The sequence below is a fragment of the Arthrobacter sp. Leaf337 genome, assembly GCF_001423745.1.
In the GTDB taxonomy this organism is placed as follows: domain Bacteria; phylum Actinomycetota; class Actinomycetes; order Actinomycetales; family Micrococcaceae; genus Arthrobacter.
In genome coordinates this window covers 62,048-77,623 of sequence record NZ_LMPC01000027.1, presented here as the reverse complement: position 1 = coordinate 77,623, position 15,576 = coordinate 62,048, and the positions used below count along the sequence as shown (strand labels likewise).

Here is a 15,576-nt window from a genome sequence, read left to right as displayed (position 1 = left end):
AAGATTCACTGTAGGTCAAGGGATAAGAGCGAAGTAATTCACGCACAATATAGTGCTGGTTGGTCGCGATAGCCTGATCCCAGTCAGCGGTCCCCAGGACCAAAATATTCGGCTGACTGGTTCTTCTATTAGCGTGTGCCGCTAGTTTGTTCATATTGAATTTCCCCGACTAATCCACTCGGCAATTTCGGTCTTAAACCTTTGGAGCGAAAATCTTCGTGCATTTTCTGAGACCACATCTCGCTCGATGCCTGCCGAGTTATAGACGGCATCCGCAATGGCCCTTCCTGTGAATTCCTCTATTGCAACCCCCGCAATCGGCGCATTGACACTTTCGCTGGCTCCGCCAACGGAATTAACAACAACAGGAGTGCCACACGCCATGGCCTCAACGGGCATAATGCCAAAGTCCTCGATGGCCGGAAAAACGAAGACCATGGCGCGTTGGTATAGTGCGAAGAGCATTTCATCGGATGGTCGCTCCACGAATATCACTGGAATGCCGCTTTCGTCGGCACGCTCTCTAAGCATTCGCAAGCCTGGCCCAGAACCGGCTATGACGACAGGAAGTGACGACGCCAGACCTGCTTCGATCACTAGGTCAAGTCGTTTGTATGGAACAAAACGTGAAGCACCAAGAATGAAGTTTGTGGGAAGGGAATCTAGGACGCGTCGTTCATCGCCTGTTACAAAATCCGACCAGTCCGCCACGCTTTGAATTCTGGCTACATCAACAGGTGGATATATTACCTTCGCATCGCAGCCCCACGTTGTTTGAATTCTCTTTCGAATAAACTCACTATTAGCCGCAAATTCGAATGTAGATTTTGAAGCAGCTTTATCTATGACTCTGAATAGAGGCGCAACCGCCCGGATTGCCGGATTTGCTCCCCGCTCGTCGAGGTCGGAACTCCAGAGGTACCTCGCCGGAGTGTGCACGTAGGAGAACTTTCTTGCTGGTAGCGATCCGTTCATGACTCGGGCGTGGTGAGCGAACAAATGAGAGCTGGTCAGGACCCACTCGAAGTCCTTTTTGGGTGGTATAGCCCATGTCACTGGCATAAATGGGAGTGCTACCGCCTTTGATTTGCGGAGCGGTGTTCGTGCCATCCATGTCTCGTGTACGTTTCGATCTGCATATCGATCATTAACGTCACTCCAAAGGCACCTTATGTCCGCATCGGGGTAAATCTCCGTGAAGGCATCGAGAACTTTTTCCGAGCCTCCAGCCTTCGAAATCCATTCGTGGACTATAAGTCCGCTCATTATGGGCGTCCGGATCCGGGCCGGGCGCCAGTTGTAACCGTTTCCAAAGCGTCGATTCTTCTGGGCATTTCTTACTTCCTCTAAACTGTGGCACCTAAGTACTGCGGTACTATTTGGGGTCGTCAATCCACTCGGACCATAGGGGAATCCCTAAGGTCGTCTGCATATTACTTCGTTTTGGCGCGCTGAGCGCGTGGAATACACGATCCGAGGACTCTCGGCCTGCGGAATCTGACCAGGCCTTGTGACTCCCCTTTAGCGCGCCGCAGGCTAAGTGTCAGAGCCAGCGGGCCATAATCTGACTTGGCTAGGACCCCCCTTGTCAGAGATGCGTAACCAAGCGGACTTCCGCTACAGCGAATATTCTCATCTAGACCCGGAACGCGGTTAAACGCGCGAATCCGGGAAGAACGCTGGTGGTCGTGTGTCGGTGTTCCAACCGTCGTTGTCTGAAGTGTCGTAACTATTCGTTATGTGGAACTGTCCTTCGTTACGTCCGCGTTTCTCGCGCCTGCGTCCCGAGTCGCCCTCATGGCTGTAGTAGCTGTAGGTGTAGGCATCCGGACCTTTGGATGGAAGGCGGTTCAAGATTATCCCGAGCAAATTAGCCTCCACCATTTCCAGTGCCCGCATGGATTTCTCGAGGTCTTGGCGTTTGATCTTATGTGATCCGACTACGACAACTACTCCTCCCACGTGCTGTGAGAGTACGGCCGCGTCTGTGACCGGAAGTAGGGGAGGAGCGTCAATGATGACGGCGTCAAACTCCGCTTCCAGACCGCTAATCAGATTCTTCATGGCAGCCGACCCTAGCAATTCGCTCGGATTTGGTGGTATCTGGCCGGACGTTAGGACAAACAGTTGGTCGTTACCCCAAGGTTGAAGAAGGTCGCCAACCGGTGCAAGGCCCACCAGAGCAGTAGTCAAACCCGCGTTCCTGTCGAGACCCAGATACTCATTGATCATGGGCCGCCGGAGATCTGCGTCAACAAGGCATACTGTTTGACCGGCTTCGGCCAGGGCGATCGCTATGTTGGTTGCTGTGGTGCTCTTACCTTCTCCCGGCAGGGATGACGTAATCAGAACCGTTTGAGCAATTCCGGACACGTTCGCGAACTGCAAGTTTGTTCGTATCTGGCGGAATGATTCAGCACGAGGGCTTTGGTGCGGCGCTTGCGTAAGCAGGGGCTTATTTGTGGCGTCGCTGTCGAACGCGATACCGCCCAGGAGGGGTGATTCGGTCACACCTCGCAGGTCAGCTTCACCTCGAATACGGTTGTCGAGGGTAGTTCTCAGCAGCGCGGCACCGACTCCTAACGATGTGCCAACTAGAAGACCCAGTAGGAGGTTTAGTCTTGTATTTGGCGCCGATGGCGAAGATGGTGCCGCAGCGGGAGTGATTACGGAAAGACTGATTGGCGAAGTGCCGCCGTTTTTCGGGGCTTCGAGTCTCTCGACTGCGCGAATGAGGCTGTCGCCTACTGCCTGAGCCACTGCAGCAGCTTGGACTGGAGACTGGTCATCTACAGCAATCTTGATTAGCACTGTATTTAGATCGGCCGAAGCTGTTACCCGTTCAGCCAGATCGCCGGGCGATAAGTCCAAGCCCAGGCTGTCGATTACTGGTTGAAGCACAACCGGAGTGGCCGCAGTCTTAACATAGGACTGAACTCGGGCTTGGCTGAATGTGTTGCCCTGTTGGAGCTCCTGAACCGACCCGGAGCTCTGAATGGCGACGAATAGCTGCGTTTCGGCCGTGTAAGTTGGCTTGACGAGAACGGATGCTGCGCCTCCCGCAAGCAGTCCAATCAACATAGCGCCTAGAACTACCATCCAGTTTCGCTGCAAAATGCGGATATAGTCGCGTAAATCCAAGCCAGGCCCCCTGTGTCGATTGCTGAGGTCTGTCGGCGGGAAGTTGCCACCACCACAGCGCGAGTGTTGCATCCCGTCCATTCTAACGGTCGGACACCTTATTCAATTCGCACTAGGAGGGTGACGCCGCACATCTAAGACTTGTTCGATTCCGGGCGTCGGCAGCACGGCCATTAGGTTTCCGTCAAACCATTCCGATATCTGAACGCAGGTGTTGTGCTGCTGTCCTGATGCCCTCGTGCCGGCACCAGAGAGGGTTGTGCTTTCTGGAACCCTCTGCCATGCCTGTTTGAAAGTGGAACCCGTCGGGGACTCAAGTTGGCGTCGGTGGTCAGGAGTTCGCGCGGTTCACGGTCAACTTTGGCCTGCGGGCTGAAGCGTTGGTTCGAGAGCTGACTCGTCGGTGTGAATTGCCATCTACGGTGCGATACAAGACGGAGTCGTCAACTGGTGGTCGCGAGATCCAGCCTCTACCGCGTATCCACATCCTCAAACACCAGAAACGTCTGCGTATCCAACACCCCGGGCATGGACTGCAACTGGTCGAAGATCACTCGGCGCAGGTCCACGTTGTCCAGGGCCCGCACCAGCAGGATGACGTCAAAGTCCCCGCCAACCAAGGCAATGTGGTGCACTTCCGGAATCGCACGCAGCAGCTCCCGCAGTTCGCGCCAGGAATGCTGCCTCACCTTCAGCGTTACGTAGGCAGAGGACTTGAGTCCCGCCTTAATAGGATCAACCAGCGCCGTGAACTTGGTCAGCACGCCCTCGCCGGTCAGCCTGGCGATCCGCGTATACGCGTGCGCCCGTGAGATGTGCACGTTCTCGGCCACCTGCGTCACGGACATCCGCCCGTCCCGGGTCAGCTCCGCAATGATGTTCCGGTCCACGTCATCCAGCGGCACCGCCGCCTGGTCCGCTTCCGTCTCTGCCATTTGTCCACAACTCCCGCCGGTAATGCAGCTCACACTTACGATTCGTCTTTCAGACTAGGCCACAATCGCGTACTTCTCCACGATTCTGCACGGGACTGGATACGAAAGTTCCTTCAGAGCGATACTTGAAGCGAATAGTGGCTACAGAAGGACGGACCAATGACGATCTCCGCGGACCACACCGCCCTCGGGCAGGACGCGCCGGAACAGGCGAACGGGAACCACGTGACCGAAGGTGCGGCAGCCGAGGCTGTGCGCAAGTTCGGCATCACGGTGGAGGACTACATGCTGCCGGCCCGCCACCAGATCCAAATGGTGGACCAGGACGGCACCCTGAACCCCCACACCGAGCAGGGCGCCCAGCCCGGCCACGAATACGCGCTGCCCGGCGACGCCGAACTGCTGGCCGCGTACGAGCAGCTTGTCGTCGGCCGCCGCGTCAATGACCAGAATTCCGCTCTGGTCCGCCAGGGCCGCATGGCTGTTTACCCATCAAGCCACGGCCAGGAGGCCTGCCAGGTGGCGGCCGCCCTCTGCCTTGCCGACGGCGACTGGATCTTCCCCACGTATCGCGACTCCGTGGCCGTGATGGCGCGGGGCGTGGATCCCGTTCAGACCATGACGCTCTTCCGCGGCGACTGGCACAGTGGGTATGACCCCACAAAGCACAAGGTGGGCATCCAGTGCACGCCGCTCACCACCCAGCTGCTCCACGCCGTCGGCGTCGCCCACGCCGCAAAGCTCCGCGGCGAGGACACCGTTGTTCTGGCCATGTGTGGCGACGGCGCCACCAGCGAAGGCGACTTCCATGAGGCCCTCAACTTCGCGGCCGTCTTCCATCTGCCGGTTGTCTTCTTCGTGCAGAACAACCAGTACGCCATTTCGGTGCCGCTGGCCCACCAGTCCGTCGCGCCTTCGCTCGCCCACAAGGCGGTCGGCTACGGCATGGCCGGTGAACGTGTGGACGGCAACGACGTGGTCGCCCTGCTCGCCGTGCTGGGCCGCGCCGTCAAGCTGGCCCGCGAGGGCTCCGGCCCGCTCCTGGTGGAGGCCCACACTTACCGCATGCAGGCCCACACCAACGCCGATGACGCCACCCGCTACCGCCAGGACAGCGAAGTGGCCCAGTGGGTGGCCAGGGATCCGCTGAAGCGGATGCAGACCTACCTGACGGATCGCGGACTGCTCGACGACGACGGCGCCGCCCGGATTGCGGAGAAGGCGGAGGCGGTTGCCACGCAGCTCCGCGAAGGCCTGGGCGAGGACGTCCCAGTGGACCCGCAGGACCTCTTCCGATACGTCTTCTCCACACCAACCCCACAGCTGAAGGAACAGTCAGCCATGCTCGCCGACGAAATCTCCCGGGATGAGGCCGCAAAATGAGCCCCACCGTCACTACGTCCTCCGAGGTCCATGGCAACGTCAGCGCGGCCACCGCCCGTGCCGCCGCCAAGGCAGCTGCCACGGCTGAATCGACCGGACCGCAGACCATCACCCTGGCCAAAGCCCTAAACACCGCCATGGCGGATGCCATGCACGCCGACTCCTCCGTGCTGGTGTTCGGCGAGGATGTCGGAATGCTCGGCGGCGTCTTCCGGATCACGGACGGACTCACTAAAACCTTCGGTGAGTCCCGGTGCTTTGACACCCCGCTGGCGGAGTCCGGCATCGTCGGTATGGCCGTGGGAATGGCCATGAACGGCATGCGCCCGGTGATCGAGATGCAGTTCGACGCCTTTGCCTACCCGGCCTTCGAACAGATCGTCAGCCACGTGGCCAAGATGCACAACCGGACCAAGGGTGCGGTCAAGCTGCCCATCGTCATCCGTGTCCCGTACGCCGGCGGCATCGGGGGAGTGGAGCACCACTGCGACTCCTCCGAGTCCTACTACGCCCACACCGCCGGCCTCAAGGTCTTCACCCCGGCCACCGTGGCCGACGGCTACCGCATGCTCCGCGAAGCCATCGACTCCGACGACCCGGTGATGTTCATGGAGCCCAAGAAGCTCTACTGGTCCAAGGACCTGGTGGACCTGGAAGGGCTCCGGGCCGAACACGCCGCCAACACCGAACGGGGGACATCCTCGGGAGGCCGTGCCACCGTCGCACGTCCAGGTACGGATGCCACGCTGATCGCGTACGGTCCGTCGGTGCCCACGGCGCTGGCCGCCGCAGCCGCGGCGGCCGAAGAAGGTCGCTCGCTGGAAGTCATCGACGTCCGGTCCATAGTGCCGTTCGACGACGAAACCGTCTGCGCCTCGGTCCGCAAGACCGGCCGGGCCGTGGTCATCGCCGAGGCCCACGGCTTCGCGTCGGTGTCCTCGGAAATTGTGGCCCGCGTCCAGGAGAGGTGCTTCCACTACCTGGCCGCGCCGATCCGCCGCGTCACGGGCTTCGACGTGCCCTACCCGGCGCCGAAACTTGAGCACTACTACCTGCCCGGCGTGGACCGCATCCTCGACGCCGTTGACGACCTCCAGTGGGAAGACTGATCAGATGAGCGAAACGAAAGTATTCCTGCTGCCGGACCTGGGCGAAGGCCTCACCGAAGCCGAACTCGTGAACTGGCTCGTGGCAGTGGGCGACGAAATCCGGGTGGACCAGCCCATCGCCGAGGTCGAAACCGCGAAGTCCATGGTGGAAGTCCCGTCCCCGTACGCCGGCACTGTCGCTGTGCTGCATGGGGAGCCAGGCCAGACGCTCGACGTAGGGAAGCCGCTGATCTCGGTGACACCCGTTGGCGCCAAAGCGGCGGTCGGGCCTGTCGAGACCAAGCCAGCTGAAACCGAGCCTGCAGAAACCACAGCGGCCGAAACCTACCGCGAAGAGGAAAAAGCCGGCTCCGGCAACGTCCTCATCGGCTACGGAACATCCGGCGGCCACGGTGTAGCCCGCCGCACGCGCGCGCGGAAGCAGCCGGTGGTCGAACATGTTGAGGCCAGTGCTGTCGCAACTCGTACCCCGGTGGTTGAGCCCGCCGAAACGACAAGTGCCGAGAAAGCCGCCGACGATCTCGTGCTTCTGCGTACACGCGTGCCTGGCAAACTCGGTGCCGTAATTTCGCCGCTCGTCCGCCGAATGGCCCGTGACCACGGCGTTGACTTGAGCGACCTGCAGGGCTCGGGAACGAGCGGGCTGATCATGCGTAAGGACGTCGAAGCGGCGATTGCTCCCGCCCCGGTGGTTGAGCCTGTCGAAACCGGAGCGGAAACCGACTCCCGCACTGGCCTTCGCGTCACCGCCCGGACGCCTGTCCGCGGCGTTCGGAAGGCAGTGGCCGCGAATATGACCCGCAGCCGCTCGGAGATCCCGGAAGCCACGGTGTGGGTAGATGTTGATGCTACGGCCCTCGTGGAGATGCGTGCTGCCTTGAAGAGGGCGAACCCGCACAACACCCCCGGCCTATTGGCGTTCATAGCGCGGTTTGTCACCGCCGGGCTGAAGAAGTATCCGGAGCTGAACACCAGAATCGTCACCACGGAGGACGCTGTCGGCGGTGAGAGCCAGGAGATCGTCGCATTCGACGGAGTCAACCTGGGCTTCGCAGCGCAGACGGAACGCGGGCTCATGGTGCCATCCATCCGCAACGCGGACAGGATGAGTGCTCGTGAGTTGGATGCCGAAATCCGCCGGCTCACCGTGGTCGTACGGGAGGGCAGGGCGACGCCTTCCCAGCTAGGTAGCGGCACCTTCACGCTGAACAACTACGGGGTCTTCGGAGTGGACGGCTCTGCTGCGATCATCAACCAGCCGGAGGTGGGGATTCTTGGCGTTGGCCGAATCATCGACAGGCCGTGGGTCGTCAATGGTGAGCTTGCCGTCCGCAAAGTCACTGAGCTGACACTGACATTTGACCACAGGGTGTGCGATGGGGGCGCGGCCGGAGGGTTCTTACGGTACGTGGCTGATGCGATGGAGAACCCAGGGACGGTGTTGACCGACGTCTAAGCCTCCTACATCTTGCGTTGGGTAGGGCTGCCGACGGATTTCCACGACGCCCACTGGGCATGAAGATGGGGCGTAGGGAGGATAATACGCCGACCCAAGTCGGTGGCGAATAACATCCGCCTAGATAGTGCTCTGGCTCGCCCGTTATGGACTAAGGCGACTGGAGTCAGATAGGTTAGCCGGATGCTGGCGCGGCCTCATGCTCCGTGGAGGTGATGGATTTTGGTCAGATTTGCTTTAGCCTGAGTCGGGTGTCGAGAAGACCCTCAACTCTTAGCAAAACTGGGGAAAGCGCACGCTGCCACAGAGTGCCATATGATTTGCCCGTCGTGCCGGAAACACCAAGAAGCATCGGGCGTTCAGGAAAGCGTTGGACAGCGGTGCCACCATACTCAGCATTCATCAGGCGGTGAGCCATCACGTGCTCCAAATAGCGACCACTATCGTCGGCCACCTCGTTAGCCATACCGGACAGGTGAGTTTGCCAAAATTTAACGTTTGTGGAGAAAAAACGGGTGTCGCAATATGTTCGGTCCAACGTTCTCCGAACCCTCGCGCCATTATCCAGGGGAGCGACTAAGCGTTCAGCGTTGCGGAGCGTCAGTCGTCCTGTCACTTTATGGACTGTCGAGCTGTCTGGGAGTCCGCAAGCCAAGATGGCCGCGTCGAGGGCTGCGGATTCAACTGCGCCCTTCCCGTGCTGTTTTGTGTCTTCAGAGGCGTGAAAGTCTACGACTCTTACCTGATCGCGCAGGGAATCACCGGAACCCGTCGTTTCAACAGTGACCAGATCGCAATCGGACGCATCCGCTACACGTGACCACTCATCGATGGCCGAGCGGTATTGACGGAGCCTTTCCTTCGGATCGGACAGAGAAGACCCGAAGGCGACATCAGGCGTAACTGCGGCGGTCAAAAGAATCAGGTTGTTCCCCATGACCTCTAGCATACGGGAGGAACCGGACCCAGGTGCCGGCTCATGCAGGAGAGGCATTGCCTCGCCCACGGCCCGGACCCCGCGATGGTGATCCTATGCCGGTACCTGACAGGAGATAGTTTGTTACTGGCACATGCTATTCGACCGATTCGAGCTGGATGATTGGCCCTGGGTCTTCAAGGGTTTGCGATGCCAACATCAGATGAACGATGAACAAGGCTGCTTGGGTCGAACTTCCGCACCTTCCAATGTCTGCAGAGTACCGGCAGGCGACGACCCAGACTTCGGGGATTAGTCGCGCTCCCGGAGGCGTGGTCGGGAAGGTATGGAGTTACATGCCGCCTGTTCGTAGTTGGTGTGACCTATACTAAGCCACGAACATTGCGTTACAGCTGATCGGCTGAAGACCGCGTATTGACGTTCAATTAGCCCACGAAAACAGCGTGGGCTCGCCGGAAGACCGAACTGGCCCGGCAAAGTAGACAGGAATACTCATGGGGACCGTTTCGCCTAATCCTTCGGACTTCGACCATTTCTTGCTGACGAGATTTAATACTCGGCTTGATGCGCGGGCTAGTGAGGCCTGGTTACGCCATCGCATCGGATACTTTGAAAGCTTGTGTCGTTACTCTGTCATAAACCAGACAAACAAGAACTTCAGATGGTTGATCTATTTCGACGCCGATCGCGATGAATGGTTCCAGGATGAAGTTGACCGCCTTGCTGCCGGAGTTTTTGAGCCAGTATGGGTGGATGGACCACTAAGCCCAGAAAAGGCTGCTGCCGCCGTGCAGGAACGAGTAAGCGCTGATTGGGTTATCACCACGAGAGTGGACAATGACGATGCATTGGCTCGGGACTTCATCGATGCAGTGCAGGCGCAATTCGGTAAAGAGGATCATCAATTCATAAACTTTCAGTCCGGCCTCCAGATGTCGGATGAAGGGGAAGTTTACTACCGTTCGGATCCATCTGGCCCTTTTATCTCACTAATTGAAAGACGGACTGCCAAGCCTTTGCGTGGCGTCTATGTGGGACGGCATGATAAGATCGCCGAATTTGGGCCGATTAGGCAAGTAGTGACTCATCCTATGTGGTTGCAAATGGTACATGGTCTGAATATTGGCAACGCATTGCGAGGAGTTCGAGCCGCCCCCGAGGTTGTAGCTGCATATTTTGACGTCCAAATAGAGCCTTCTCCAGTAGGAAAATTCCAGCTTCGAGCCAGTCAGCTTAGGACGGTGGCTCAATTGACTGCGCACGTATTCCGCAAGCCACACAGAATCTTGTGGGTCCTACGTGTTGCAGTGAACCGGTTTACTGGGAGGGCTTCCTGAGGCGTAAACGCATGAGTTATGTGCTGGCGTAGGTTTCGGGGATAGACGGCGGCCTTTTTTGCGGTGAGTGCTTCGGCGCCGATCTGCAGGGGCCTGCCGATGCCCTAGGAGGCTGCTGAACAACTTGGTGGTGGGGCGGACGGAACGCCACCAATGGCCGTCAAGTGGCGTGTTCCGGTCAGCACCCTAAGGTGCGACAACGGGGTCGTTCCGCCCGCTTGCGTTCATTCTGCTTCGGATCCGGGGCGTCATTCAGTGGTTTTATAGATTGGCCGGTGTCCGGGCGGTGGATCATCCCAGCGCCCATGGTCCCTTCTTCGTGGTCAGTCCGAGGGCAAGCATTCGTCGCAAGATTAGTCCCGTGGTCCGTAACTTCAGCCAGGCGTTGTCCCGTTTGATGCCGCGGTGGGGAACGCGTCGGTAGCCGCGGGTGAGCCAGGCGATGGACCGCTCGACCATGGGCCGGTGGGTGCGGTAGTCATCCTGGAAGGCCGGGTCCATGGCGCGGTGGCGGTGGCAGTGTCGGACGCCACAACGATAGCCTTAGTCAAGGATCGTGGTCCTGTTCCTGGTTGAATGCTAGACACACTCATCCCAGCAGGGTCACGGGCCCTTTATTAGCTACGACACGAAATCATTTCCCCACCAACCGCGAAGAGCCGGAAACGCAGGGATGGTGGGCCAGGGCGGAAGCCGAGAGATCGAACGCTGCGGTGCATCGGTCGCCCACCCGGCGGCCCGGGCAGTGAGTTTCGCCCGGGATCCAGCCATCGGATGCTCCTCGGTGACGGTTGTTCTCTGGCAGTCCGGCCACGGGAATCGCCTGACGCCCTTGGCCCCCGGTAACCGCACCGGCATGCCAAACATGGGAAATCATTGAGCTGAACCCTCCCGTCGGCGTTGCAGTGAAAGCCGGGAAGCTCCGTAGGGAATGTGACGTTCTAATGTTCCGCAGTGCGCCTCCCAGCTTAAAGACGTTGGCGTTGCGGTCGTGACTTCACTGCCGGCCGGACTTTTCGTCAAAAACCGATGTCCAACATGGGTTCGCCACGGATATCAATTCGCGTTCACTAGCAAGATGCTGGTACGTCCGAGTGCTCGGAGCATTGAACATTCGCAATTAGAGAGCCGTCGTCGCTGGAATTCCAGTAAACCGTAACGTGGTTGGTTGCCGTTCCACACGCCGAGCAAAGAGCTTTGTGTTGTTTAGTCCCCATAGTCAGAGAGTACGCAGGTAAAGGTTTCGGACGGGTAAACATTTAGTCCGCTACGGTTACGGCTTGGGTCGCGCTGAATCCGTTCCCCCTTCGGGGGTCTCAAAGTCTCCTGGGTAGAATCGAGTCCTAGGATCGCCGGAACGCACGAATACGGAGAACAGAATGTCGCGATGGATGGAGGTCGGCCAGGGCAACCATGTGCTGACCACCGAAGGCTCGAAGCTCAATACCGGACTCATAATCGGTGCCGAACGCGCCATAGTGATCGACACCGGCGGCGGGCCCCGGCAGGGCCGGGAAATCCTGGCGGCGGTGCGGGAAAAGACCCAGCTGCCGCTGATGGTGGTGAACACGCACGCCCACTACGACCACTTCTTCGGCAACGCTATCTTCGCGGACGAAGGCGTCACGGAGTTTTATGCCCACGAGAACTGTGCACGGGAGATTGAGGACAACGGGGACCAGCAGCGCCGCATGGTCGCCGCCCTGGAGCCGGAAATGGCGGCAGGCGAAGGAGCTGACTCCGAACTGGTGGTCCCCAATGCCATCGTGAAAGACCAGCCCGTCCTGGTGGACCTCGGCGGCCAGACCGTCACCCTCTTCTATTTGGGACGCGGCCATACCGACGGCGACCTGCTGGTGGGAACGTCCACCACGCTCTTCGCCGGCGACCTCGTGGAGCAGGGCTCACACCCCTCCTTCGAGGACGCTTTCCCGGAGGAATGGGCCGTCGCCCTGCGGCACATCTCCGCGCTCCGGCACCGCTATGAATTCCTCATCCCGGGCCACGGCGAACCCTGCAGCGACCAGTTCGTGAAGACCATGGCCAACACCATGTCCACGGCCGTCCGCCAGGCCATCCAGTCCATCCGCGACACCCCCAGCGACGCCACCAAGGCCATCCCCATACTGCCGTATGGGCCGGAGCAGTCCCGCTGGTTCATCAGGCGGCTACAGGAGACTCGCGCGCAGCACTAGATGAGTAATTCCTATTGCGTAGGACGGTGGTGAGCCTTTTAAAGTAAGGCGGAGAGTGTTAAACCCGGTATGTGAACCCCGAACTAAACACCGTCCTGACCACACTCTATGTCCTTCTCACCGACCGTGTCCTGCCTGATCTTGGCGTGTCACGGGACCGGCGGCCCGGGCGCAAGCCCGGGCTGTCTGATGCCGAGCTGCTCTGCCTGGTGGTGGCACAGCAATTACTCGGATACTCCTCCGAAACCAGGTGGATCCGTTACGCCCGGACGCACCTGACCGGGATGTTCCCCGACATCCCGCAGCAATCTGGATACAACAAACGGTTTCGGGCCGCCGGGACGCTGATCTCCGCGACGATCACAGCCCTGGCCAAGGACATCCCGTCCTGGTATGACGTGCTCCGGCTGGTCGATTCCACCCCGCTGCCCTGCGGAATGTCACGGGTAACCGTCCAACGCAGCGATCTTGCCGGCCATGCTAGCTACGGCTACTGCGCGTCGCATTCACGTTTCTTCTGGGGCTTCCGTCTCTACTTGATCAGCACCCCTGAAGGAATGCCGGTCATCTGGGGCCTGGCGAACCCGAAATGTCGGCGAACGCGAGGCCACCCAGGCCCTTCTGGAAGAGGACCATCACCTCGTCCGAGCCGGGCAGGTCATCCTGGGCGATAAAGGCTTCGCCGGCAAGGACTTTGAACGGTTCATCACAGCAGACCTCGGCGCACACCTCATCAGACCTGACCACAAGGACGAAAAGCCACGCTTCGGCAAACCCGGCGGCATCCGGCAATGGATAGAGTCAGTTTTCGATGCCCTCAAAGGCCAACTCACCCTCGACGAACACGGCGGGCGCACCCTTGAAGGCGTCAAAGCACGCGTCGCTGCACGGCTCCTTGCTCTCGCGGCCGGAATCTGGCACAACTGGCTCACCGGCGCGCCCCGCAAGCGCTCCCTAATCGCCTGCGACCACTGAAACCAATAGGAATTAATCATCTAGGTATTCAATTCCACGCGGGAATCGTGCCATTGCTCGCTCATGGCGGGGTTCGCCAGGCCGGTCTATCGTTCCCTTCTCACCGAGGGGTCAAGCGCGGGGCGTCGAGATAGCTCAGCGGTTGCAGGAGATTCCATGGGAGCCCACGAGCGATAGGGGCCGACGTCTTTCGAGTGGTACCGGCCGGGAGGCGAGTAAAAGGTATCCCTGCAATTGGGTCTGAAAACAGTCTGTCCCGAATCTCCAGAACACCTAATGTTACGTTGCGCGTCGGTAGTCACGAACCCCCTCGGGTTCGCCCGCCTAACTGGAAACAATCCGAGCGGCGCCTAAGTTTGGGGAACGGTCCCGGTCTTTCGGTCCTTCGATCTGGGGTATGACAGTTACTTAGGGATCACGACCCAGTCGCGGGTGTTGGTTCGTCGGAAGCCTATGCGCATGGAAGTGTTATCCACCGCTAGGGTAGCGAGCGGAGTTTCGCCGGACTTGACTGTCAGGATGTTGGCCCCGTTCACGGCTCCGGCGGAGACGATGGTGTATTCGAGGCCATTGAACGCGGCACCCACACTGGGCAGCGTGACGACGCGGGGCGCGGTGAGCGGTGTGTTGAACATTTGTATGTTGTCGTTGCCGACTGACAGGGTGACGTCGGCGTCACCTCTGTCCAGGCTTATTCGGCCGTTCATCGCGGACAGGATGCGAGTTCGGTTCTGCGTTGTTGACGAAGAGGAATCCGTAATATCCCAGAGTGAGAGAAGTGTCCCCCCGATATCAATGCCGCGGGCGAGGGTGCCTGGCGAAGCGACGTAGGAATTGCCGGCCCTTGAAGTCCATTGAGCGTCAACGAACTCGGCGCGGAGGTACCCGCCGCCGCCTGCACCGCTGTTAACGGCGAACATGTAGCACTTGGCGCCGGTCATGTTCATGACCATGTTGTTGCCGCCCATGTGGAAGTTGCCGAGATTCATGTAGGCATTTCCCTTTAGCTCCACCAGCGCCTTGCCGTTGAAGCCGGGTCCGTAGGTGCCGTTTTCCAGCTTCAGGGTGCAGACCTCTACACGTGACGATGGATCGAGTACCAGCAGTTGGGCGCCTTGGTGAACAGCGGCGAACTCGATGGTGTCAATGGTGAAGTTGTAACCTCGGACCCAGAAGATCGGTCCGAGCATGTTGGACCCGTCTAGGAAGATGCGCCCGAAGTGATTGTTCGGTACGCCGTTAATGCACAGCGACCAGTTCATTACGCCGCCGGTCATTTCCGATCCGCAGCGAATCCCGTCCCACACTGAACCCCATGGTCCACCAACCGCGTTGTTCACCTTGAAGGCATAGAACCCCCTCACGAAGACGAGTCGGCTGAACGTCCCCCAATAGGCTTCCTTGCTGAACACGATGGGGTTGGCATTCGTGTTAGTCGGCGGTTGTATGTTGGCGAAGGTGAAGCGTATGTCTTGGATCAAGAAAGTGTGAACAGCCGGCCCCGACGTTGCGCCGATATCGAAGATCGGGACGTTATCCGCGGCCTGCAAGATGATGGTTTTTTCTGAGCCAGCGCCACGCAGCTGCCACCCTGGCCTTTGCGGGAAATCAATCTTGGTGGTGAGCTTTATCGTCCCGGCCGGGAGGATTCCGACTCTCGCATTACTGCATATATATGTTACGAATGCCTGGAGAGCGACGGTGTCGTCGCTTGTGCCGTCTGCGGTCACCCCATAGTCGGTCGCGTAGACGCATCCTGTCCCCGCCTTATCCACCTTGGAGCTCTCGAGGCCCTTAATGGCAACGGTGGAAGAAAGGTCTGGAAGTTGCGCAGGCGGAATTTTGGACGCAGAGTCCAACGTTGCGACGCCTAATGCAACGCCCTTTTCGGCGGTAGGCACATAACTTTGAGAGGTTTTATCCCCCGGAGCCGCTTGAGCCCCAGTGTTACTGAAAGCTGAGATAGCGGAAGCGCTAGTGAATGCCGTCATGAGGGTGCCAATCCGGAGAAGTCCCCGGCGCTTCACCGCGGCGTTCCCGCCCTGGGGGGACACTGCATTGTTACTCTTCTTGCCGTTCATGGCTAGAAGGTACCTGCGTAGCTACTG

General features: G+C 59.3%; 10 protein-coding genes and 2 pseudogenes. 6 read left to right on the top strand and 6 right to left on the bottom strand.

Going from position 1 to position 15,576, the window contains the following annotated elements; all coding sequences use genetic code 11:
- Positions 1 to 150 precede the first annotated feature (150 nt).
- From ASF98_RS17655 to ASF98_RS17645, 3 genes are all read right to left on the bottom strand, one after another.
- Positions 151 to 1,266 (bottom strand): glycosyltransferase, encoded by a 1,116-nt coding sequence (locus tag ASF98_RS17655; protein ID WP_055804542.1) that lies wholly within the window; start codon positions 1,264 to 1,266, stop codon positions 151 to 153.
- A 387-nt stretch (positions 1,267 to 1,653) separates the two neighbouring features.
- Positions 1,654 to 3,141, bottom strand: coding sequence for a polysaccharide biosynthesis tyrosine autokinase (locus tag ASF98_RS17650; protein ID WP_082506917.1), 1,488 nt, complete (start codon positions 3,139 to 3,141; stop codon positions 1,654 to 1,656).
- A 470-nt stretch (positions 3,142 to 3,611) separates the two neighbouring features.
- Positions 3,612 to 4,076, bottom strand: coding sequence for an Lrp/AsnC family transcriptional regulator (locus ASF98_RS17645; protein WP_055804539.1), 465 nt, complete (start codon positions 4,074 to 4,076; stop codon positions 3,612 to 3,614).
- A 159-nt stretch (positions 4,077 to 4,235) separates the two neighbouring features.
- Here ASF98_RS17645 and pdhA point away from each other — a divergent pair, with 159 nt between their 5' ends.
- From pdhA to ASF98_RS17630, 3 genes are read left to right on the top strand one after another with little or no spacing between them, the layout of a single operon-like run.
- Positions 4,236 to 5,459 (top strand): pyruvate dehydrogenase (acetyl-transferring) E1 component subunit alpha, encoded by a 1,224-nt coding sequence (gene pdhA, locus ASF98_RS17640; protein WP_055804536.1) that lies wholly within the window; start codon positions 4,236 to 4,238, stop codon positions 5,457 to 5,459.
- Complete coding sequence (locus ASF98_RS17635) at positions 5,456 to 6,568, top strand: alpha-ketoacid dehydrogenase subunit beta (RefSeq protein WP_055804533.1); 1,113 nt, start codon at positions 5,456 to 5,458, stop codon at positions 6,566 to 6,568. The genes pdhA and ASF98_RS17635 overlap by 4 nt, the downstream gene beginning before the upstream one ends.
- A 4-nt stretch (positions 6,569 to 6,572) precedes the next feature.
- Complete coding sequence (locus ASF98_RS17630; RefSeq protein WP_055804530.1) at positions 6,573 to 8,024, top strand: dihydrolipoamide acetyltransferase family protein; 1,452 nt, start codon at positions 6,573 to 6,575, stop codon at positions 8,022 to 8,024.
- Positions 8,025 to 8,250: 226 nt separating this feature from the next.
- Here ASF98_RS17630 and ASF98_RS24250 read toward each other — a convergent pair whose 3' ends face one another.
- On the bottom strand, positions 8,251 to 8,961 hold the full coding sequence (locus ASF98_RS24250; RefSeq protein WP_156372459.1) for a hypothetical protein: 711 nt from the start codon (positions 8,959 to 8,961) through the stop codon (positions 8,251 to 8,253).
- A gap of 494 nt (positions 8,962 to 9,455) precedes the next feature.
- Here ASF98_RS24250 and ASF98_RS23810 point away from each other — a divergent pair, with 494 nt between their 5' ends.
- Entirely contained in the window at positions 9,456 to 10,298 is an 843-nt protein-coding gene (locus tag ASF98_RS23810) for a glycosyltransferase (protein WP_082506916.1), read from the top strand.
- 291 nt (positions 10,299 to 10,589) lie between these two features.
- On the opposite strand, the pseudogene ASF98_RS17625 reads toward ASF98_RS23810, so the two are convergent.
- Positions 10,590 to 10,802, bottom strand: a pseudogene (locus ASF98_RS17625) (IS5/IS1182 family transposase); the annotation flags it as partial.
- An 875-nt stretch (positions 10,803 to 11,677) separates the two neighbouring features.
- Between ASF98_RS17625 and ASF98_RS17620 the strand changes: the two are divergent.
- Both ASF98_RS17620 and ASF98_RS23805 read left to right on the top strand, forming a co-directional pair.
- On the top strand, positions 11,678 to 12,493 hold the full coding sequence (locus ASF98_RS17620) for an MBL fold metallo-hydrolase (RefSeq protein ID WP_055804523.1): 816 nt from the start codon (positions 11,678 to 11,680) through the stop codon (positions 12,491 to 12,493).
- 71 nt (positions 12,494 to 12,564) lie between these two features.
- Positions 12,565 to 13,468 (top strand): annotated as a pseudogene (locus ASF98_RS23805) (IS982 family transposase).
- A 404-nt stretch (positions 13,469 to 13,872) separates the two neighbouring features.
- On the opposite strand, the gene ASF98_RS17610 reads toward ASF98_RS23805, so the two are convergent.
- On the bottom strand, positions 13,873 to 15,549 hold the full coding sequence (locus ASF98_RS17610) for a hypothetical protein (protein ID WP_156372458.1): 1,677 nt from the start codon (positions 15,547 to 15,549) through the stop codon (positions 13,873 to 13,875).
- Positions 15,550 to 15,576: the final 27 nt, after the last annotated feature.